Origin of the sequence: Hespellia stercorisuis DSM 15480 (genome assembly GCF_900142165.1) — a bacterium.
GTDB classification, from domain to species: domain Bacteria; phylum Bacillota; class Clostridia; order Lachnospirales; family Lachnospiraceae; genus Hespellia; species Hespellia stercorisuis.
Map to the genome: position 1 here is coordinate 103279 of NZ_FQZY01000006.1, position 20729 is coordinate 124007.

A 20729-nucleotide genomic window follows, 5' to 3' on the forward strand; every position below is an offset into this window, starting at 1 on the left:
TATATTTGATTATACTTTCAATTTCTCTTGATGTATAGAAATTAATCATATATAATATGATGTATAAAATATTTAATCTTATACAGGAGGGATGGTTATGTCAAATTATAAAGAAATGTATTTCACTTTATTTCAGCGGGTTACGGTGGCAATCAACGAATTGCAAGAAGCACAGCAGCAAATGGAAGAAATGTATATATCTTCTGCTCATACAAACGTAAGTGCTGTTGACACTTGTAAAAAAGAAAATGAAAAATCTGATATAGGAGAATGAAAGGTAGGTGCAAAATATGGATAAGATTCTAAAAGCTCTATACGAAGGGGAAATTTATCCTGCAGAGCAATATCTTCCCTTGATTGAGGAATATAAAGATCTATGGAAGAAAAACTATCAAAAATATGAAGATTTTATCAAGAAAGTCGGAAGTCCTCTTGATAAGGAATTTATTAAGATAATGGACGAACAGCTTGATGCGGTTCCCCTTGAACTGTCGGAGATGTTTATCGATGGTTTCCGGCTCGGTGCAAGAATGATGATTGAAATTTTTGAAGATAAATATCAAAATGGAGAACAATAGACTAAAATAGAATGTATTAAACAGATTTTTATGGTACTATGAATCTATAAGTAAAATTACATATATGGAACAGCCAGGTCTGTATTTGGAGGTGATGTGTATTAATACGGTAATCATCGCACTCAAGCTGGGGATCCAACAGCTTAATAATAGTTTGTTCCATAAGTAATCACCTCATGCTAATCATAGCACTTTTTTGCTGTGACATCAACTAACTTTGGAAAGAACCGCTTCAAAAGATAGCGTCGTGTAATTCCTGAGAAAATCCTGTAAAATTGACTTAAAATATCTTTAATAGGTTACACAATGGACCAGGATAATAGAGCTTTATGGAAAGAACGGATTCAAGAGCAGGCATCCAGCGGTATATCTATGGCTGCGTGGTGCTGGCAGAATCATATAAAAAAGTCTACTTTCTACTATTGGAAGAAACGTCTACATATAGAATCCAGGGAAATATAACCTGTAGCACCTCAGTTTGCCAAACTAGAGCTACCAGCCTCACCAGTACCATTAGGTAATCCAGAGGGACTCCGGATTACCTGGGGAGAGTTTTCCTTTAAGTAAAATAATTCTGAGAGAAACAGTAGCTTGCTATAGTCAGCTGCTGTTTCTCCATAGTGCCACGATTCGGAAACGGATTGGGGCATTTTTGTTTTTGATAAATTTGAATACAGACTTATATTAATCTACATTCAATTTTGTTCCCCAGTATTTTTATGATTAATGTTGCCTCATAGTTGTAAAAGGATTTTGCCCGCGCATGTTTTAACGATATAATGCATAATAACTTGCCCGAATGCTTGGTGAAACGAGATTAATTGCTAAAATGGATTAAAATTGAATGTTATTCAACAACTTGCACAGCAGGATAGAAAAAGCAAATGCCAGATCACCTCCACACTTCGATTTGATTTCTAAAAAAACAAATCGGAGGTAGAGAAGGATGGGCTATAACAAAGCACAGGCAGAAGCCATATGGAAACAGTGGAAAGAAAAAGAAGAACTCCTATTACGGAAAGAGGGAGCTTCGGAAGAGATGATTGAACGGCTGCGTCAATCCGATTGGGAAGACTTCAAGGCAGAGAGGCGGTATCGGGAACATACGAGGGTGTTTCTTGAGGATGTGGAATTGCCGGGAGGTGACATTGCGGGGCCAGAGATGGAAGATATAAATGTTCTTTTAAACTGCATAGAAAACCAGCAGCTTTTATATATCCTGCTGACAGCGGATAAGAAAACGCAGGAGCTCATTGTTTTACGGATGCGAGGGTATCAGATCAAAGAGATCGCTGCAATGACAGGGACTCCGGAACAGACACTTTATACCAGATTGAACCGTTTGAAGAAAAAAATAAAAAAATTGTTGGAAGGTGAATAAAAAGGACGAAATCAAACGGCTATACTTATATAAGGGGGATTTTTCTTCCTTTGGCCCTTGATAATTTCATACCAACATTATAGGTACGTTCCCATAAGCTGTAGCGTGACAGCATAAGCGCCAGGACATACAAAAGTAGCATTGTATGTATACAGTTTTTTGTCTCAAGTGATTTTTTATAGCTGTGAATAGGCCCTGGCAGGCTTTTCTCCATGAAAACAAGTGGGGGATAATGATACGCTTACTAGCTATACAGCAGAAGATGGACCTTGGGTTGTAATCAGCAAGACCCTTTGGAAATCTGCGAATGACATCTGGCCGGATGTCTGCCTGTAATGTTCCCAATATAAGCATTGTAAAGGTTTCCGGAGGCGCGGGGGCAAATACGGAACTCAAATTAGTAAAAATAGAAATAAATAGAAGTGTTCTGTTGATATCAGATACATGCGGCTGTGGAGACCCATGGCCGTATTGCTGTGAGATCAACTCTATAACTGAAACAAAAAGGATGAGCGTATGTTTTATCGAAAAGAATATGAGAAAAAAGTCCAGGAAGTACTGCGAAAGCGAGAAGGGCAGAAATCACATCTCTCCTATGGCAAGGGAAAAGGAGAGGGTTTTTTGAGGATTATTGCATGATTCCTGTCCGTAAATCACTAGGAGTACTCCCTTTGAAAAAAACAATAGAATCTGAACCTCTTTTTATGAAATAATGTTTATTTCAGGAGGTGTGAAGATAAATGAACAAAAATTATGGATATGCCAGAGTATCAAGCGTCAGTCAAAATATAGACCGGCAAATATCGGCTTTGAAGGATATAGGGATCTGTGAGAAGGATATCTTTATCGACAAGAAGTCGGGCATGGATTTTAACCGGCCCAGTTACAGGAAGATGATAAAGAAGCTGAACAGCGGGGATTGTTTATACATAAAGTCCATCGATCGGCTGGGAAGGAATTATGATGAAATCATAGATCAGTGGCGATATATTGTCAGAGAAAAGAATGTAGATATTATTGTCCTGGATTTTCCGTTGCTTGACACCAGAAATAAGGTCAATGGCATCACAGGAAAGTTTATATCAGATTTAGTGCTGCAGATACTCTCATATGTGGCGCAGATAGAGCGGGAAAACATCAAACAGCGTCAGGCGGAAGGTATTCAGATTGCCAAAGCCCAAGGGAAACATCTCGGCAGACCCAAATTGAAACCGCCAAAACAGTTCTCCAAAGTATGTATCCAGTGGGAATCAGGAAAGATAACAAAAGCCGAAGCAGCCAGACGTTTAAACACCAATTCCCATACATTTTCACGATGGGTTGAAGAACACAAAACACAGGAACATAATACGGACAGAATCCTACTCAAAAAAAATAATGAAAAAAGGTAGACTTTATTTCCGCTCTGAAAAAGCTGAAATAAGTCTGCTTTTTTAGTATATCCTGGTAATCACACCATGAATTCCATATATTTATTTATGTTTTGAGTATATCAGATGCATGAAAAAAAGTCTACCTTTTCTCTCGGGAGGCAATATTTCCCATATCACCCAGTTTCTACAGTTTATTTCTATTAAAATTTCAATCTGGAAAGAGGTGTAGATATGTGAAGATTGTAAAAGGATTCCATCGAAAAATTCTGGCGTTCTTTTTATTAACGTCAGTTATCGCAGCTTCGATTCCATTAGGAAGTACCTACGCCACTGCAACAAGTGACCTGCCTGAAAGCGAAAATCCATATCACATAGAAATCGTTCCTGATGCAGGGAATACCTATGAGGGGGATACACAGGCTGGTTTTGACATAAAGGTGTCATATTCCGGCGTGGATGCGGTTCAAAAGGAAACAGTACATCTGGAAACAGTGATATCCGATGCTGTGACTGCTTCCTTGAATGCGGAGGTTCTGTCAGAGGAACGGTTAAATCCTTTGGAACTTACAGCGGATCTTGAATGGGAGGAATCGTACCGATTGGTTCTTCCAAAACTGGAAATCAAAACAGATGCGGATTACATGGTAATGCTCAAAGATGGAGAAGATAACATTCTTGCATCGGCAAACCAAAAGTTTACGGTAGAAAAATTGGAAGCTGATCCGGCAGCCCCCCCTTTGGAGGATGCGACAGCGGAAACAGCATCACTGGAATCCGGAGAAAAACTAACGGCATATTCGTTGAGAAACTATACGGATATCACAGGAATACTGCCAAACAAAATTTCGGGACTGGATAAGCTCTATTATGGAAGTGTTGGAAATGATCCCACTGCTCCATTTCATGATGCGGATGCGTTGAAGGATATCCTGGAAAATGGCGATGAAGCCTATGCCAGAGCGGTCTGGAGAAAATATCAGTATGACTTATATGATCCCAATTATTCGTCCAGAGGTGGCTGCGGGCCTTTGCTGACACCCTCTGGCGGGAAATATTCGGAGAATAAGCCATCCCAGAACCCAGAGGACAGACCGGACTACGCAGATGAATTGTTGGCAAGTACAGGCCATGAATACCCAAAGGATGGAGACAGTCCGTTTCATGCAAATATAAGGCCTCAAATAGATGCGGTGAAAGAGGGTACGATAGTAAACGGAGCTTTAGTTGAAAATGACGAAAGTGTATTTGAAGATCTGGAAAAAACAGCATCGCCAGATACCGGGGATGCCAATACGAACCGGGAATATACCGTGGATCTAAAGGCAGCACCGAATCTGAAACAGATAAAGCCCACGGTACTTTTATTTCAGATCCAGACCAGCTGGCAGATGTTTGATCTGCTCCATGCCAATGACAGAGCGTCACTTGTAAACGGCAATGAAGTCAGTGCAGAGTTGTTATCTTTGTACGAGATGAAACAGGCATTTTTTGATTTTATGGACTGGATGGAAGAAAATACAGATGGAAGCCTGATGATCGGAATCACTAATTTTCAGCATGGTGGTACACATTCATTAGTGGACAGGCCGTATTTTACAAACGAAACAAACAGCATGTTAGAAGGTCTTTATGGCTGGGACAGTTTTGGAGATTGTGAGCATATCCATTATGCAAATACAGCATTGGCAAATGCGATGAAAGAATTAAATATTGCCAGTAATTTCAGCAACTGGGTAGATAACAGGGGTACCTCCATTTATGACAATGCGGAGATGGTTTCTGTCATTGTCGGTGGTGCATGTGAAGCGGCGGACTTGAAAGAAGGCAGTACGTCACTGCCGGAAATATCCGGTGTTTTGAAAAGACAGTACGGGATTCGTACCAATAAAGGGACAGGTGCCGTTTCCAATGACATGATTTCATGGATGGATTATGCAGCACAAGGGGGCAAGAAGGGTTCGCCGGCTTTTGATACGGGTGCGTATTATAAAGATGTGGTCACAAGAGAAGGGTTTTTCAATACGCTGAAATCCATTTATGCGGACGTACAGACAAAAGCACCAAACATACAGAAAGTAACAAATGTAACAGTCGAAGATACAATCACGGATGAATTTGATGTCAAGACATCTGAAATCAAGGCATTTGTCGGGGACAAGGATGTCACAAGCCAGGTGGCTGTCACGGCCGAAAAACAGGAAGATGGAACAACGAAGGTTACCTGCGACTTTGGAACTGTTGAAAACGAAAAAGAAGTGCACCTTCAAATACCGGTGCAGGCAAAGAGCGGCTTCATTGGCAGCAACAATGTTTATACCAATACAGGGGAGCCAACCGTATCCTATAACGGGCGCATTGACAGTAATAAAACCTATACACAGAAATTTGAAGATACGCCTGCTGTGAATGTTCCCGTCAAGTTTGGTATTGCAGATGGACAGACGGTCAGCATTGAACCAGGAGAGAGTGTTGATTTGGCAGACCTTGCGAAAGATACGAATGGAAACAGCCTGATTACAAAAGCAATGGAAGAATCTCTTGGTAAATATGCACAGACAGAGGGAACGGTCATTTATCAGTGGGTGGATTCGAAAGGCCAACCAGTAGGAGATCCAACAACGGCTGCGATTGATAGTAATAGTCATACACCGCCTGTCATTCCATCCTATGTGGTCACTGGAACAGAGCAGGATATCGGAAGTGATCTGACTTATAAGTTACAGGTGACCTTTATCCCGGCAGAAGTAAAAGACGAGACAACGTCAAAGAATCCAGTCAGCAGACAGACACAGACCGGGAAAGCCGTGATTCAGATCGCACAGACACAGGCGGGGAAAGTCTATATCAGAAAAAGCATAGATAATTATGATGCCAGCTTGCGTGATGACGAGTTCATGGTAAAGATCAACAGTATCAGCGGAACAGCTGTTTCTTCACAGGTCGTTTTGAAGCATGACGATACAAGCGGATATATTGAAATCACGGAACCGACAGTCTTAAATATTGAAGAGATACTTCCGATGGAATATTCTTTTGTGAAAATCAGTATTGAGGATAGTACAGGTGCTCCGGCATCGGATATTCAAGGCAGCCGGATTGAAGTGGACCGTGGAGAAAACATTACGATAACGGTTCACAACAAATATACGTGGAATCCCTTCTTCCATACATTCGATTCCATTATGAATGTATTTGAACACAAGTAAGAAAAGAAGGAGGACGTATGAATAAGAGAAGAAAACATATAGGGGCAATACTCGGCTTATCTGCTCTGTTAGTCATCGGTACGACATTTGCCGTTTGGTATCAACGTGTACAGCATACAAACCATCTGGTTGCAGACACCATCAGGGCAGAAGTTACGGAGAACTATACGCCAGGTGAGCCGGAGAATACCGTCACAAAAGAAGTGTCCTTCAAAAACGCAGGAACTACTGATGTGTTTGTAAGGGCGGCAAATATAGAGACCTGGGAGAAAAAGGACAGCAGTGATGAGCATATGATTCTAAGCAACAAGCTGGATGGACAGGATGTGGCGGTAAAAAACTGGACAGAGGTATTCTCTGCTGATTGGCAGGATGGAGGGGATGGCTGGTTCTATTACAAACATATCCTGAAAGCTGGCGAAAGTACACAGGATATCCTAAGCAGCGTCACCTTTCCTGACTATACACAGCCGGTATATCAAGAGTATGAGGATGCAGACTATTCCTTGTATTTTAAAGTGGAAATGCTCCAGGCAAGCACAGGGGATGCGACCTTGAACAAGGATACAGTTAATGAAGAAGCGTCACAGACGGTGTTTGGAAAGTCCCTTTTTGTAGACTATGATTCCAGTACCGTAACATGGCAGTAAAGAGGAGGTCAGATATGAAAAAGGTGTCGAAGAAAATCCTCTTGCTCGCCGGTGCGTGCTCCTTATTGGCAGTGGCATGTGTCTGGGCTTATTTTCAGAACAGTATGCCGGTAACCAACCCATTCTCGACAGGGAAAGCGAACGTATATATGGATGAGACTTTTGATGTGGATGATACGTGGGTTCCGGGTGAGGAAAAACAAAAGGAAGTGACATTTGGCAATGCGGGTGAAGTCCCGGTAGTCATACGTGCCAGATTTCTTCCGGAACTGTATCTAAGTGATGAGAGCAAAGTTACAGATGCATCCATATTAGCTGGATTTCAGCTAAACTTTGCAGACAGCTTTGCAGCGGAATGGGAAGAACATGAGGATGGCTGGTATTACTATAAAAAGGTGCTGGAACCGGATGAAAGGACAAATCTGACATTGGTTTCCGTTACGATGAATAACAATATCAGCAACGATGTCCATGGAGTCAGGACAGATTATTCAAAAGCAAGAATGGATGTAGATGTTATATGTGAAGCCATTCAGACGACTGTCTCAAAAGACAGCAGTAAATTGGAAGCCTGGGACTATTATCCTCAGGTCAATGGCACACAGGTTTCATGGACAAAAAAATAATCTGTGATCCATAACAGTTTATTATAAAGCAACAAAGAATAGCATAGAAAATAGGAGGAACTATTATGAGGAACAAAAAATTAGCGGCAGTTACAGGCGTGGCGGCAATCGCAATCATCGGAGGGTCATTGGCATACTTCAATCAGTCAATGACGGTAGAAAACCCATTTGATACGAGCAAATACGCAACGGAACTTGTGGAGGATTTCCATCCGGGAGACGGTGATAACTGGGAACCGGGTTCCGAGGTAAACAAAGATATTGAAATCCAGAATACAGGGGATTACGACGTTATTACACGTGTGAAATTCGATGAAACATGGACAAGAAAAGACGGCACAGTTGCCTATGTTGACAATACTGGAATCAATAATACAACAAGCCAGACAGATCCGGCTGACGGTTTAACAACCGATGACTACTCTGTTGTAGCAAAGAACTTAATCAACAGCAGTGATTGGTTCTACAACGAAAGTGATGGCTATTACTATTACTTAAAACCAGTAAAAGCAGGGGAAAATACAGGGAAATTCCTGGACAGCGTAACACTTTTAGAGAATGCAGATATGGGTGTATATAGCACAGTAAAATATTACACAACTGCCGAAACTGCACCGGCAAACACTGTAATCGGAACGGACCCTGAAACAAGCTGGGCAGTTTATACGGGGGATGTTCCCACAGATGCAAAACACACAAGAACGGTATCAAATCTGGATTCTGATAAACAAGGCTATGCAGATTCAGACTATAAATTAACCATTACAGCGCAGACTGTACAGGCTACAAAGGATGCTGTCGGGGATGCATTTAACCTTACAAGTGTAACCGGTTCAACCTGGGGATTTTAAATAACAGATCATAGGATTACATATAGGGAGTGCTGTTATTGGCGCTCTCTATTTTGGTAAAGGATGTTGAAATTGATGCGAAGAATCTTTAACTTTTTTTCATGGATTGTCATGGCAATCGTCATCGGTTATATTGCTGTAGCCTCACCGATGCTGTTTGGAAACCGTCCGGTGGTGGTTTTAAGCGGAAGCATGGAACCTTCCTACCCGGTGGGCAGCCTGACCTACTATCACGCAGCAGCTTTCGAGGAAATTAAAGCAGGTGATGTGATTACATTTAAAGCCGGGGACAGCCTTGTGACACATCGTGTGGAAGAAAAGAATGACCTGTCCAGAACACTCATCACGAAGGGCGATCATAACGAGACACAGGATATAAACCCTGTCAAAGAAGCAGACCTTGTCGGGAAGACAAGCACGATCGCTGTTCCCTATCTTGGCTACATCGTGAGCTATGGACGTAATATGACAGTGATCATCCTTATGGGGGCGATACTTCTGATCAGCTATCTGTTGGATGTTTTGGATAAAAAACAAGGGAGGAAGCATGAAGAACACAGTATGGAAGAATAAGAAAAATCTATTTTTAGTTGCTTTCCTATGCCTTTTCCTTATTGGCGGTGTATTTGCCTACTGGACCCAGGAACTGCAGGTGCGTAATGAATTCAAGACGGCAAGGTATGATACAAAGGTCGTAGAGGATTTTACGCCCCCTTCAAACTGGCTTCCGGGCCAGGAGATCAACAAGGATGTTTCGATACAAAATAAAGGAACGATTCCTGTATTTGTAAGGGGAACGATCCATCAGAAGTGGATGCGAAGAGAAAACAGCTATGATGGTGATGGAAATCCAATTGCTCCCTTAAAAGGTGAAAACATTCCTCTTAGCTTTGATGCAGGGGACGGTTCTTCTTATGCCTCTTTAGTGACATGGGGCAAGGATGTGGCCGTGCTCTCCAGTGGAAGACGCTCAGACATTGATCTGGGGCTTCCGTCCGTGGACACAATCATGGAAGCCAAAGGGAAATGGCTTCTGGTGACGGACCAGATAGATGGGGAAGGAAATCTATATTTCTACTATATCGGAAACGTTCAGCCGGGTACGGATACCCCCCATCTCGTAGATGCTGTAACAATGCACCCTGCCATTGAACCCGAAATCAAGGGAGAAAAAGTGTGGTATGACAGTTCGGATCATAAGGTGACACAGGAAATCAAAAGTACGACAACTGGTTATGAAAATGCACGTTACACGATGACTGTCAATGCTGATACGGTACAGGCAACGGCGAGTGCTGTAAAAGCAGTGTTTGGCAATGCAGATAATGCAAAAGGAATTGTAGAGTATCTTGCGGAATATGAAAGTATGAAATAGGGGTGTGGTATGAAAAAAAGAAAAATATGGACAAGCCTGCTGCTGTTTGTACTCCTTTTAGGAAATGTCATCCCTGTCCATGCCGACGCTGAGGAAAAGAAATTGTATTTTGAACAACAGGATGGGAACATGGTATGGAATGCAGAAAAAGGTTCAAACGGAAATTGGTTCATGCGTTTTACGAACATGGTTCCGGGAGAGTCTTATCAGGACAACATGCGGATAGAGAATGGCTCTAAAAAGACCTATGATCTGTATTTTCAGGTAATCCCTTTAGAGCAGCCGGAACTCAAAGACGAACTTTTGAAAAAGATAGGGATGACGGTTACGCAGGATGGGAAACAGATTTATAAAGGAAATGCTGCCGGGGAAGAGGGGACGGTTGATTTACAGGGCCTCATCTATCTTGGAACGTACAGACCATCCAGGGAGTCCGCACTGGCTGTTGACCTGACCTTGGATGCAGCCATTGGTCTGGAATACAATGATCTTTTGACACAGATTGACTGGAAGTTCATGGTAAAAGAAAAGGTGGACTCCCCAAAAGATACACCAGTCATAGAAATCAAACCGCCAAAGACAGGTGATACAACCAATATAAATGTATGGGCACTTGCTATGCTAGGCTCACTGGCATTGCTTGCCGCAGTAGTTGCTGTATCGAACCATAAAAGAAAAATGCTGAGAAATAACTTGTATATTCAAGAAAATCAGGATTTTACAAAAGAGGAAAGCAATAGAAGCAGTCATGGGCAAGCAGAGTAATCTGGTCGGACAATGTTTTGGGTTCCTTCAGGTGGAGGAAAAAATGCCTTATACGGAGGAACGCTATTATGTGTGGCGGTGCCAGTGTTTAAACTGTGGGGGAGAAACATTTGTCAGCACAAGAAAACTAAAGAACAAGATTACAACCAATTGTGGGTGTATTCCGAAGATACCGATCCGTAAAGGCTCTATTGCTGAAGACTTGACGGGGCAAACTTTTGGTCGGTTAAAAGTGCTCCGCCAGGTGGAGAGCTGTGCGGACGGACACGCCAGGTGGATGTGTGAATGTATCTGCAAAAAGAAGATGGTTGTGTCCGCACGTAACTTAAAGACGGGAAGAACAAAGGACTGCGGCTGCGTCAAAAAGAGACTGTCCGGACATTGTCTGGATTTACAGGGCAGGCAGTTCAAAAGACTGACAGCGTTGTATCCCACTGAAAAAAGGGAAAAGAAGGGCTCTGTGATCTGGCACTGCAAGTGCAGCTGCGGAAATGAGCTGGAAGTGTCAGCGGATGCTTTGCTGCATGGAAATTATTACAGTTGTGGATGTCTTAAAAAAGAAATACAAAAAAATATTGTGGAGCGTCTTCATTTAATTGATGGTACGTGTGTGGAATGGTTGGAAAGCCGTAAATCCAGATGTGACAACACCAGCGGATTTCGGGGCGTATATCCGGTTGCAAGTGGACGCTTTGCAGTAAAAATAGGATTTAAAAAGCATGTATTTCATATAGGGACGTATGACACGTTTGAGGAAGCGGTACAGATTCGGGTTGAGGCGGAAAAGATTTTCCATAACGGTTTTACAGATGCTTATTATCGATGGTCTAAACGGGCAAAAGAAGATTCGTCCTGGGCTCATGACCATCCCTTTTATTATGATGTGAAAAGTGAAAATAATCAGTTTCTTGTTTCTACGATCTTGCAGGAGGATTACAGGGAATAAAGAAAATGAATACATAAGAACAGGGAAAGGGGAAGGATGCAGGTTCATGAAATGCATCCGACAATATATCATGTCACTTTGTGTAACCGTCCAGTTTAATGGCAATTGCCGGGAGGCAGTCCTGTTTTATGCAAGGGCATTTAAACAGGAAATTCCACTGTTTTTAACTTATGAGGAGGGGAAATCTTCGCTTCCCTGTGAATGTAAGATACCTGACAAAATGAAATCCCGTGTAATGCACAGCCGTCTGAATATTGCAGGAACGCCAGTGGACTTTTGTGATCTGCCGGAGGCCTTTGGATTTATGCAGGGAAGCAACATGTTCTTAAGTGCATCCTATAAAGAGTACGACAAGGCAAAAAAGGTATTTGATTTCTTAAAGCAGGATGGTGAGGTAGATGTTCCTTTCACACAGACGGGTGTGGATAAATATTATGGAATATTGGAAGATAAGTTTCATGTGCAGTGGATTATTAATGCACAGTTGAATTACTGACGCACAGGGCATACCAGATAAGGTTCTGTGACGCCAGAAGCGCTGCAGATACTTCAGAAGAATAGGAATTTAAGATGTATATTTAAAAAAATGAAAATAATATTAAGTGGGACAGTAGCTAATCATGAAAAACAGGCTGCTGTTTTTTTGTGAGAAAAAACGAAGGAGATCATGAAATGACAGACATTTCGACCAGTACATTTTGTGAGAGTGGAGGACAAAAATTTCTTCACAAGAGAGCAGTGTATTTGTATAATAAGAAATTCCTCCATTCGGAGGAATAGAGAATAAAAATGCCCGCGTTTGCGGGCATAGCAACAGTAAACGATCCATAGTAAGTGATAAAGTGGATCAAAATTGAATGTTATTCAACAACTTGCACAGCAGGATAGAAAAAGCGATGGAAGATATGAATGCTCTTTTAAACTGCATGGGAAACCCGCAGCTTTTACATATCCTGCTGACAGCGGATAGGAAAATGCAGGAGATCCTTCTTTTACGGATGCAGGGATATCAGAGCAAAGAGATCGACGCAATGACAGGGCCTTCAGAACAGACTCTCTATACAAGACTGAACCGCCTGAAGAAAAAAATAAAAAAATTGTTAGAAAGTGAATAAAAAAGACGAAATTAAACGGCTATATTTATATAAGGGAGATTTTTCTTCCTTCGCTCCTTGATAACTTCATACCAGCATTATAGGTACGTTCCCATAAGTCGTAGCGTGACAGCATAAACGCCAGGACAGACGAAACCAGCAGGATGTACGGTTTTGTCTTGAGCGATTTTTTATAGCTGTGAATAAGCCCTGGCAGGCTTTTCGCCATGAGGATGCGTGGGAGATAATGATACGTTTACTAGCTATAGAGCAGAAGATGGACATTGGGTTGTAATCAGCAAGACCCTTTGGAAATCTGCGAATGACATCTGGCCGGATGTCTGCCTGTAATGTTCCCAATAGAAACATTGTAAAGGTTTTCGGGGGTGCGGGGTCAAATACGGAACCAAAAGTAGTAGAAAAAGAAATTAATAGAAATCAATAGAAATGTGTTGTTGATATCAGATACATGCGGCCGTGGGGAACCATGGCCGCATTGCTGTGATATCAACTCCATAACTGGAACAAAAAAGGATGAGCGTATGTTTTATCGAAAAGAATATGAGAAAAAAGCGCATAGGGAAATTGATTGTGTTTTCAGGGAACTTCTTCCCCAGCATGGATTATGCGTAAGAGAAGCACAGATCCGGTTAAGCCACCAGATGCTGGATACCCTGTTGGGAAATAAAATTGCACTCTGCGATGCCGGGGTAGGCATTGGAAAGACCTATGCGTATCTGACAGCCTGTCTCATTATGAAAAAGTATGCAGCTGCTATCGGCCGGTTTTCTCCTTATGACCACCGGCCGATGACCATATCAACCTCAAGTATTGCATTACAAAAAGCGATCCTGCAGGAATACCTGCCGTTTTTGTCGAAGATATTGCTAGAGGCCGGAATCATACAGCAGCCGATTCAAGCGGTACTGCGGAAGGGAAAAGAGCATTTTGTCTGCGACAGCCGATTGGAATTCCGCTTGCAGGCAATTGCGCATAAAGAAAAGAACGCGCAGCAAAAAGATGCAGTCCTGAAATTAAAGGAAACCTATGACATGGACAGCATCCACGGACTGAGCAGCTTTGACCGCAGACAAGTATGTGTTCCGAAGTTCTGCCCGTCAGACTGTCCGGGGCGAAAGGACTGCCGCTATCAGAACTATTTAAAGAGGGCAATGGGCAGTGACATCTGTTTCCAGATCTGCAACCATAATTACCTGTTGGCAGATGCCGTCCACAGATCCAAAGACTATAAAGCATTGCTGTCAGATTACCGGGCATTGGTGGTAGATGAATCCCACAAGCTTCCGGAGGCCGCAAGACAGATGTATGGAAAATCCCTATGTGTTTCGGATATTGAAGAGATTGCAAGGAATCTGGACAAGGAGTTTCAAAGAAAAGCAGCAAAGAGATTAAGGGAAAGCTGCCATGCTTTTCTGGATACTTTTAAGAATGAAACAATAGATGAAAAAATAAAAAAGCGAAAACCAGAAGAACCTCCTACGCTCCTTTCCGGACAGCAGCGGGAGGCCCTTTCAAATTTTCTTACACAGCTTGGGAAGATTCAGGGAGAACTGGCAGGGGACAGCCCCCGGTGGGTGCAGAACCGGCTGGAAGAGGCCGGGCAGGTATTGGCAGCTTTCTTTGCACAGGACAAGTACTATATTTTATATGTGGAGCGGGACAAGGATCAGTACCCGATCTTCTGTGCAATCAGCCGGACGATTCCGAAGCGGTTAAAAGAGACGCTATGGGAGCAGGGCTTCCCGGCTATTTTGACCAGCGGCACTTTAAAGGCAGGAAATGGATTCGAACGGACCCGCCAGGTCACAGGACTTCTGGAAGAAGCAAGGGTGCAGGAATATGTGGCGGAATCGCCCTTCCATTATAAAGAAAATTGTCTTTTATATTTACCCAAGACTTTAAAGCCAATGAAAAAAGACAGCCCCTTAGAGGTGAAGATGATAGCAGAACATATAAAACGGCTGATACAGGCGACCTATGGACATACATTGGTGCTGTTTACCTCCTATGCACTGATGGGAAATGTGCGCAGACAGCTCCAGGAGGATCTGCCGTTTCCATTCCTGGAGGTATGGCGGCACTCGCAGGAAGAGATCCACCGATTCAAGACACTTAAGAATGCAGTCCTGTTCTCAGCGGGTTCCTGCTGGGAGGGTGTGGATTTCCCGGGGGATATCGTATCCTCTCTGATTCTGGTAAAGCTGCCCTTTGCGGTCCCTGACCCGGTTGGGGAGGCAGAGAAGGAGCAGTACGGACATCTGGAGGAGTATATCCGGGAGATCATTGTGCCGGATATGCAAAAGAAGCTCCGACAGGGATTCGGACGGGCAATCCGGACAGAACAGGACACCTGCGTGGTATCAATCCTGGATTACCGTGCGCTGCCGGGGGGCAGGTATCATCAAGACGTCTTGTGTGCGCTGCCATCATGCCAGATGGCTGGTTCCTTGGAAGAGGTGGAGCGCTTCATCCGCAGCCGGAAAGGAACGGAATACTATATGTAAAAGCAGCTATTTAAGAGTTGTTGGTAGTGCTTTGAACAGACCGTAAAGGGAAGACAATGTTTGGTGAGATTTAAGGGCTTATTTTACACGAATTGTTGGTATTTGTGAATAGATATCCGGGCATGAGTTGGGTATACTGTCTATGACGTCAGAGGAAAGGAGTGGGAGCAGGATGAGGAATTATAGAGTCGGTATGGCAAAAGACGCCTCCACAAAGTATTATTTTATCCGGAATACGGATACGATGAAGATCGAAGTGCTCCCCACGAAATATCTGACGCACATGACAAGGGCGAACCGTTCTCCCAATACGATCCGAAGAAGTGCTTTCGCCATCTGTTATTATCTGGGCTATATGGAGGAAAAGCAGATGGCATTGGAAGATGTCTATGCACTGGACTACGAAAAGCAGTATGAGCACTTTACGGAATATCTGAACTGGCTAAGATCCGGAAACCATAAAGAGAATAAAGTGAAATTACCAGACAATGGAACCTGCAACGCATACTTAAAGGATGTGTTCCGGTTCTATCTTTTTATGGAAATGCAGGAGGCACCGGACACTCAGCTATCGGTATTAGCGTATAACCAGATCACAATCGCAAATGCGGCAGGGGTCAAAAGGACCCTGCGTTCCAAATCATTCAAGGGATATTTGAGGGAAGAAGAACGGAAGGTCAGGGCAGCCGAGAAGTGTGAGATCGTGACGATCCTGGAAGCATGTACGAACTGCCGCGACCAGGTACTGATCCTTTTGACCTCCGAGCTGGGTTTTCGGATCGGGGAAATACTCGGTATTGATTATACAAGAGATATCGATTATGAGAGCCATGAGGTCAAGGTGGATTTCCGGGATGACAATGAGAATGATGCCAGAGCAAAAAATGCGGAGGAACGAAGGGGGAAGATCAGCATGGATACCTTTGACTTTCTGCTGTACTACCTGTCCGAATATTGGGATGTGATCCAGAAACAAAACTACCTGTTTGTCAACATCCAGGGCGAAACAAAAGGAAGACCAATGAAAGTGGACAGCGTTTACGATATGTTCGAACGGATGGAGAAAAAGACCGGGATCCGGATCACCCCGCATATGCTGCGGAGGTATTATGCGAATACCAGGTGGGACGCGGACTGGCCGCTGGAGATGATCAGCCAGGCACTTGGACATAAGCATCTGGATACGACGGTACGCTACTTAAATGTCATGGATGACAAGCTAAAAGCAGCAAGCCAGGAATTCTATAATAGATATTCCAGCCTTTACGGTGTGCAAAAGCTGCTGGAAGGGAAGTGATAAAAGATGCCAGCCTACCGTTTACAGCCAAAGGAACGAAAGGAAGCTTTACTGCAGGACCAAAAGGAGCTGCGGAAACAGTTAGGCCGGGAGATTGATTCCTGTATGGAAATAAAGAGTACACACAGGAATAAAGCAAAAAAAATTTTAGCGGACATGGAAGTCTGGCATATAGCAGACATTGACTATGAGGTCAGGTCCGCTTATGAAGATTACCTGACACGGGAAACTTCGATGCAAGCAGTCACAGTCAGAGCGTATGTAAGAGGGTTAGACCAGATGAAACGCCATGCCCTCCGGGAGCAGATGCAGACGTTAAAAGGAAAAAGGGATGCTCTGGAAAATCTGGATAAGCAGATCCTATTCCTGCCCTACCACCCGGAACAGGAAATCGCAAGCCAGTTCGAACGGTTCGTCTATCCGGAAAGCCTGGTATGGGATTTTAGGCAGGATGCTTCAGGAATCTTAAAAATACAGATCTTTGATGTGCTGCATGCGCTGTTAAGAAGTGGGATGAATACCTCTATAAGAAATGGGAAGCTCGAAGCATTAAAAACACTCTATGCGTTCTGTATCAGGGAGCAGGTGCGTGATCTGGAAGGTCTGGAACAAAAGCATATCGCAAGATTCCAGGCAGGCATTGCACAGAAACAAAAACAGGCAACGGCCATGCAGGTATTGGATCAGAGCAGAAAGATCTTATTTATGGGATCAAAAGAGATCAACTGGAATGCGAATGTCTGGTATCTGGAACGCTTTCATTTTGAAAAGACAAGAACGAACCCGACAAATCCTGTCAGGACGTTTTCATTCCTTGAAGTAGCGCACAGGCAGAATAAAAGATATCTGCAGCAGTACATGAAATATTGCCTGGGCGTCACACATCTGGCAGTAAGTGTCATCCAAATTGAACTTATTTTAGTACGAAATTTCATAGTATGGCTGGAACAGAAAGAAGTGCATAATGTCTGCTGTGTTGCCGAAGCTACAATCGAACGGTATTTTAAAAAGCAAGAGCAGTTGGATATAAAAGAAGCGGCATTTAACAGGAAGGTCACAAGCATCCTACATTTTTTTGATTACTTGAAAGTTCGTGGTTTTATTACAAAGATCCCCCTTTGTGCACAATATTATAGGAAGAAAGAGATCCTAAAGCACCATGACCGATGTGTCGGGGTTGATGTATATACAGAGCTCCTTGGGAAACTTCAATTTTTCCCGGAAAATCTGCGGCTCATGTTCCTGCATCTGTGGGGAATCGGCCTGCGTGCCAGCGAGGTCTGCAGCCTGAAAGGAAATGCTTATTCTATACAGGGCAGGGATGCCTGGATACAGGTATATCAGATAAAAATGCAGAATTATAAGCGGATCCCGATACCCTGGGCATTATACAGGCTGATGAAGGTCTATCTGGAAAAGTACCAGATCGGTCCGGAGGCATATGTGTTTCAGAACAGAAAAGGCGGTGCATATTGCTATACCACCTTTCGGAAGAACATGTTGAAATGCTGTGAAGAACGTCAGATTGCAGATGGAGGGTACCTGTTCAAATCTCATGATTATAGGCATACGGTGGCAACGATGTACTATGACAATGACGCATCCATTCAGAGTGTTAGGGATTATCTGGGACATGACCATGAGGAAATGACGCGACAATATGTTGACTATATGCCGAAAAAGATAGCAAAAGCGAGTGAAGAATACTTCAGCAAAAAAAATAACAGCTTGGCTGTTGGAATAAAGAGGTGCAAACGTGGAACATAAAATTCATTTGAAGCAGATGGAATCTTATCAGCATGCAAGTGAAATGGCAAAGAAACGAATGGGAAGAGATCCGTGCTTTGACTTAAGCCTGCTGCCAACAGAGGTCATGCAGGACGAAATGCGGACCTATATCATACAACGCAGCGAGGGACTGTCAGCGGAAAATTTATACATTGAAAATCGATTTTATCATCATCTCTGCCAGCTTATAAAGGAAAAGGGCAGGCATCTGAATAGTTTTCGAGATTGGGGAAGGGAAATGTGGGTGCGGCAGATGAAAGGATGGATGCTGAAACAGGGACTTTCGTTAACACTCAGAGAAAAAGGATATCGTGGGGAAGAGAGGATAGGCAATGCACCGACGATCCGATATATAAACAGACTTTTCAATTTTTTGGAACTGAATAACGGACAGGATGAAACAGACAAGGATATATGGGATTTAGGAAGGCTTGATATTGAACTCCGGGTGGATTTGACCAGAACGTGCAGGACCCTTCGTTTTACTAAGATCGTGCAGTCCGATATTCGCCAAGAACTAAAAAAAGCAATCTTTTTTCACCTGAAAACAGAAGCTCTTGGATGTGTGCAAAAAGAAATGACCGCAATGCGCAGATTTTCAAAATATCTCTCGGAGAAATACCCTAAAATAGAATCTTGCACAGACCTGGACAGAAGGATATTTGAGGAATATCTGATCTATTTGAAAACGGAAGATACCGGAGTAAAACAGTTTCGGGCGGAGCTGACAAGGCTCAGAGCTTTATTGGAAACAATCGGGACTATATACCAATACCCGAAGCTTCGCACCATGATACTGAACCGTGATATTCCGCCGACACAACGGGCAGAATTTAAAACATACTCGGATGCAGAACTAAAGAGGCTGAATGCTTTTATTGTGAAAGCAGACGAACAAACTGCACGGCTTATGATCATACATCAAATGCTGGGCACCAGAATTTCAGATACACTTACGCTGGCAATGGACTGTCTGTCAGAGAAAGACGGTACACCCATCATTCGAATAAAACAGATGAAAACACACACTTATGAAAAACCGATCAGTCAGGAACTGGCAGCCCTAATAAGGAAAGCAATCCAATATACAAAAGAACGATACAAGGAGAGCGAATACCTATTTGTGAGTGAAAATAATCCACTGAAACCCTTACAATATGGAACCTTACAGACGCGGATCATGCGGCTTATTAATAAAGAAGATATCCGGGACGATCATGGAAACCTGTTCGGATTCGGCACTCATATGTACCGCCACCATTATGGCGTGAAACTGACGGAGATGCATCTGGATGACTGGACGATTGCAAGACTTCTCGGACACAGCAGTTTGAAGAATGTAAAATATTATCGGAAAATGAGCAACCAGATGCTGGCAGATGAAACCCGGAGAGTGCGGAATATGATCTCAGAGATGATACTCGCAAATTTAGATGGGTGGGGTGAAGAATATGAGCAAATACGACAAGATGATAACCTTAAATAAAAAAACGAGCGAGGAAAAGATTAATAAAGCAGTAGGGGCCATCCATAAAATGCTGGAGGAAGGAGAGAAGGTGACAGTTCCAAAGCTGATCAATAAAACAGGATTATCACGAGGATTTTTTTATAAGAATTTGATTGTCCGCAGAGAAGTAGACCGTGCCTTAGAACAACAAGTAGGCATGATCGACCCGAAACGCTATATTGGAGATATGGTGCTGAAAAGAAGGATTGAATTGCTGGAACAGCAGATGAAAGAACTGCAAAGGGAAAAAGAGGAATTGATAAAAAAGAATCGGAAACTGGAACAGGCACTGAATCGGAAAGATTTGACGATGATTAAAAATTTATAATGAAGATGAAAATAAACTACAAACAGCTAGGCGAGCGGTGAAAGCAAGCCTGGCTTTTGTAGTTGGACTATATAGAAAAAGATGACAGAAAGCACTCGTTTGTATACCGTTAGAGCCAGTGAAATCAAGGCATACCGGGAGGGTGCCCCATTTTATGGATGAGCCGACCACCTATCTGGATATCCGCTATCAGATCGAGATTCTGGAACTGATAAAAAAGCTGAACCGGGAATATGGCATCACGATCATCATGGTGCTGCATGACATCAACCAGGCGATTCATTTTTCAGACCGTGTGATCGGTCTTTCGGAAGGCAAGATAATCGTGGAGGGCAGCCCGTCTGAGGTGATCTCTACGGAGAGCATCCAAAAGCTCTATGGAATTAAACTGAACGTAGCGACAGTGGAAGGACAGAAATTTGTCCTGACGGTGTAGAAG

Annotated in this window: 22 protein-coding genes; all 22 read left to right on the forward strand. The window is 43.1% G+C overall.

Going from position 1 to position 20729, the window contains the following annotated elements; genetic code table 11:
• Nucleotides 1-97: 97 nt before the first annotated feature.
• Nucleotides 98-274, forward strand: a complete 177-nt coding sequence (locus tag BUB85_RS21350) for a hypothetical protein (RefSeq protein WP_159434599.1) — start codon at nucleotides 98-100, stop codon at nucleotides 272-274.
• Nucleotides 275-290: 16 nt separating this feature from the next.
• Nucleotides 291-578: a DUF6809 family protein gene (locus BUB85_RS01360; RefSeq protein WP_073104050.1), complete on the forward strand. Its 288-nt coding sequence runs from the start codon at nucleotides 291-293 to the stop codon at nucleotides 576-578.
• 306 nt (nucleotides 579-884) lie between these two features.
• Nucleotides 885-1040, forward strand: a complete 156-nt coding sequence (gene tnpA / locus BUB85_RS22570; protein WP_408607062.1) for an IS66 family insertion sequence element accessory protein TnpA — start codon at nucleotides 885-887, stop codon at nucleotides 1038-1040.
• A gap of 484 nt (nucleotides 1041-1524) precedes the next feature.
• Entirely contained in the window at nucleotides 1525-1959 is a 435-nt protein-coding gene (locus tag BUB85_RS01365; RefSeq protein WP_073104053.1) for a sigma factor-like helix-turn-helix DNA-binding protein, read from the forward strand.
• 307 nt (nucleotides 1960-2266) lie between these two features.
• The gene (locus tag BUB85_RS21085; protein ID WP_143160641.1) at nucleotides 2267-2584 is read left to right on the forward strand and encodes a hypothetical protein; all 318 of its coding nucleotides are present in this window, start codon (nucleotides 2267-2269) and stop codon (nucleotides 2582-2584) included.
• 115 nt (nucleotides 2585-2699) lie between these two features.
• Nucleotides 2700-3350 (forward strand): recombinase family protein, encoded by a 651-nt coding sequence (locus tag BUB85_RS01370; RefSeq protein ID WP_073104055.1) that lies wholly within the window; start codon nucleotides 2700-2702, stop codon nucleotides 3348-3350.
• A 215-nt stretch (nucleotides 3351-3565) separates the two neighbouring features.
• Nucleotides 3566-6538 (forward strand): hypothetical protein, encoded by a 2973-nt coding sequence (locus BUB85_RS01375; protein ID WP_242945295.1) that lies wholly within the window; start codon nucleotides 3566-3568, stop codon nucleotides 6536-6538.
• Between the two features lie 17 nt (nucleotides 6539-6555).
• Nucleotides 6556-7188, forward strand: a complete 633-nt coding sequence (locus BUB85_RS01380; RefSeq protein WP_073104057.1) for a BsaA family SipW-dependent biofilm matrix protein — start codon at nucleotides 6556-6558, stop codon at nucleotides 7186-7188.
• Nucleotides 7189-7202: 14 nt separating this feature from the next.
• Nucleotides 7203-7814 (forward strand): BsaA family SipW-dependent biofilm matrix protein, encoded by a 612-nt coding sequence (locus BUB85_RS01385; RefSeq protein ID WP_242945297.1) that lies wholly within the window; start codon nucleotides 7203-7205, stop codon nucleotides 7812-7814.
• A gap of 65 nt (nucleotides 7815-7879) precedes the next feature.
• Entirely contained in the window at nucleotides 7880-8665 is a 786-nt protein-coding gene (locus BUB85_RS01390) for a BsaA family SipW-dependent biofilm matrix protein (RefSeq protein ID WP_073104062.1), read from the forward strand.
• Nucleotides 8666-8740: 75 nt separating this feature from the next.
• A complete protein-coding gene (locus tag BUB85_RS01395; protein ID WP_242945299.1) occupies nucleotides 8741-9238 on the forward strand; it encodes a signal peptidase I in 498 nt (165 codons plus the stop codon).
• Nucleotides 9213-10040, forward strand: coding sequence for a BsaA family SipW-dependent biofilm matrix protein (locus BUB85_RS01400; RefSeq protein ID WP_073104064.1), 828 nt, complete (start codon nucleotides 9213-9215; stop codon nucleotides 10038-10040). The genes BUB85_RS01395 and BUB85_RS01400 overlap by 26 nt, the downstream gene beginning before the upstream one ends.
• A 9-nt stretch (nucleotides 10041-10049) precedes the next feature.
• A complete protein-coding gene (locus BUB85_RS01405; protein ID WP_242945302.1) occupies nucleotides 10050-10805 on the forward strand; it encodes a hypothetical protein in 756 nt (251 codons plus the stop codon).
• Nucleotides 10789-11751 (forward strand): transcriptional regulator, encoded by a 963-nt coding sequence (locus tag BUB85_RS21935; protein ID WP_242945305.1) that lies wholly within the window; start codon nucleotides 10789-10791, stop codon nucleotides 11749-11751. Before BUB85_RS01405 ends, BUB85_RS21935 begins: the two co-directional genes overlap by 17 nt.
• 46 nt (nucleotides 11752-11797) lie before the next feature.
• Nucleotides 11798-12247 (forward strand): VOC family protein, encoded by a 450-nt coding sequence (locus BUB85_RS01415; protein WP_084533870.1) that lies wholly within the window; start codon nucleotides 11798-11800, stop codon nucleotides 12245-12247.
• 400 nt (nucleotides 12248-12647) lie between these two features.
• Entirely contained in the window at nucleotides 12648-12866 is a 219-nt protein-coding gene (locus BUB85_RS01420) for a hypothetical protein (RefSeq protein ID WP_073104066.1), read from the forward strand.
• Nucleotides 12867-13387: 521 nt separating this feature from the next.
• Nucleotides 13388-15370, forward strand: coding sequence for an ATP-dependent DNA helicase (locus BUB85_RS01425; RefSeq protein WP_073104067.1), 1983 nt, complete (start codon nucleotides 13388-13390; stop codon nucleotides 15368-15370).
• 172 nt (nucleotides 15371-15542) lie between these two features.
• Nucleotides 15543-16667 (forward strand): tyrosine-type recombinase/integrase, encoded by a 1125-nt coding sequence (locus BUB85_RS01430; protein ID WP_073104068.1) that lies wholly within the window; start codon nucleotides 15543-15545, stop codon nucleotides 16665-16667.
• Between the two features lie 6 nt (nucleotides 16668-16673).
• The gene (locus BUB85_RS01435) at nucleotides 16674-18434 is read left to right on the forward strand and encodes a tyrosine-type recombinase/integrase (RefSeq protein WP_073104070.1); all 1761 of its coding nucleotides are present in this window, start codon (nucleotides 16674-16676) and stop codon (nucleotides 18432-18434) included.
• Nucleotides 18424-19941 (forward strand): tyrosine-type recombinase/integrase, encoded by a 1518-nt coding sequence (locus BUB85_RS01440; RefSeq protein WP_073104072.1) that lies wholly within the window; start codon nucleotides 18424-18426, stop codon nucleotides 19939-19941. The genes BUB85_RS01435 and BUB85_RS01440 overlap by 11 nt, the downstream gene beginning before the upstream one ends.
• Entirely contained in the window at nucleotides 19907-20290 is a 384-nt protein-coding gene (locus BUB85_RS01445; protein ID WP_073104081.1) for a DUF6262 family protein, read from the forward strand. The genes BUB85_RS01440 and BUB85_RS01445 overlap by 35 nt, the downstream gene beginning before the upstream one ends.
• A gap of 154 nt (nucleotides 20291-20444) precedes the next feature.
• Nucleotides 20445-20726 carry an ATP-binding cassette domain-containing protein gene (locus BUB85_RS01450; RefSeq protein WP_330392198.1) on the forward strand — a complete coding sequence of 94 codons (282 nt, stop codon included), beginning with the start codon at nucleotides 20445-20447 and terminating at the stop codon, nucleotides 20724-20726.
• The last annotated feature ends 3 nt before the right edge of the window (nucleotides 20727-20729 follow it).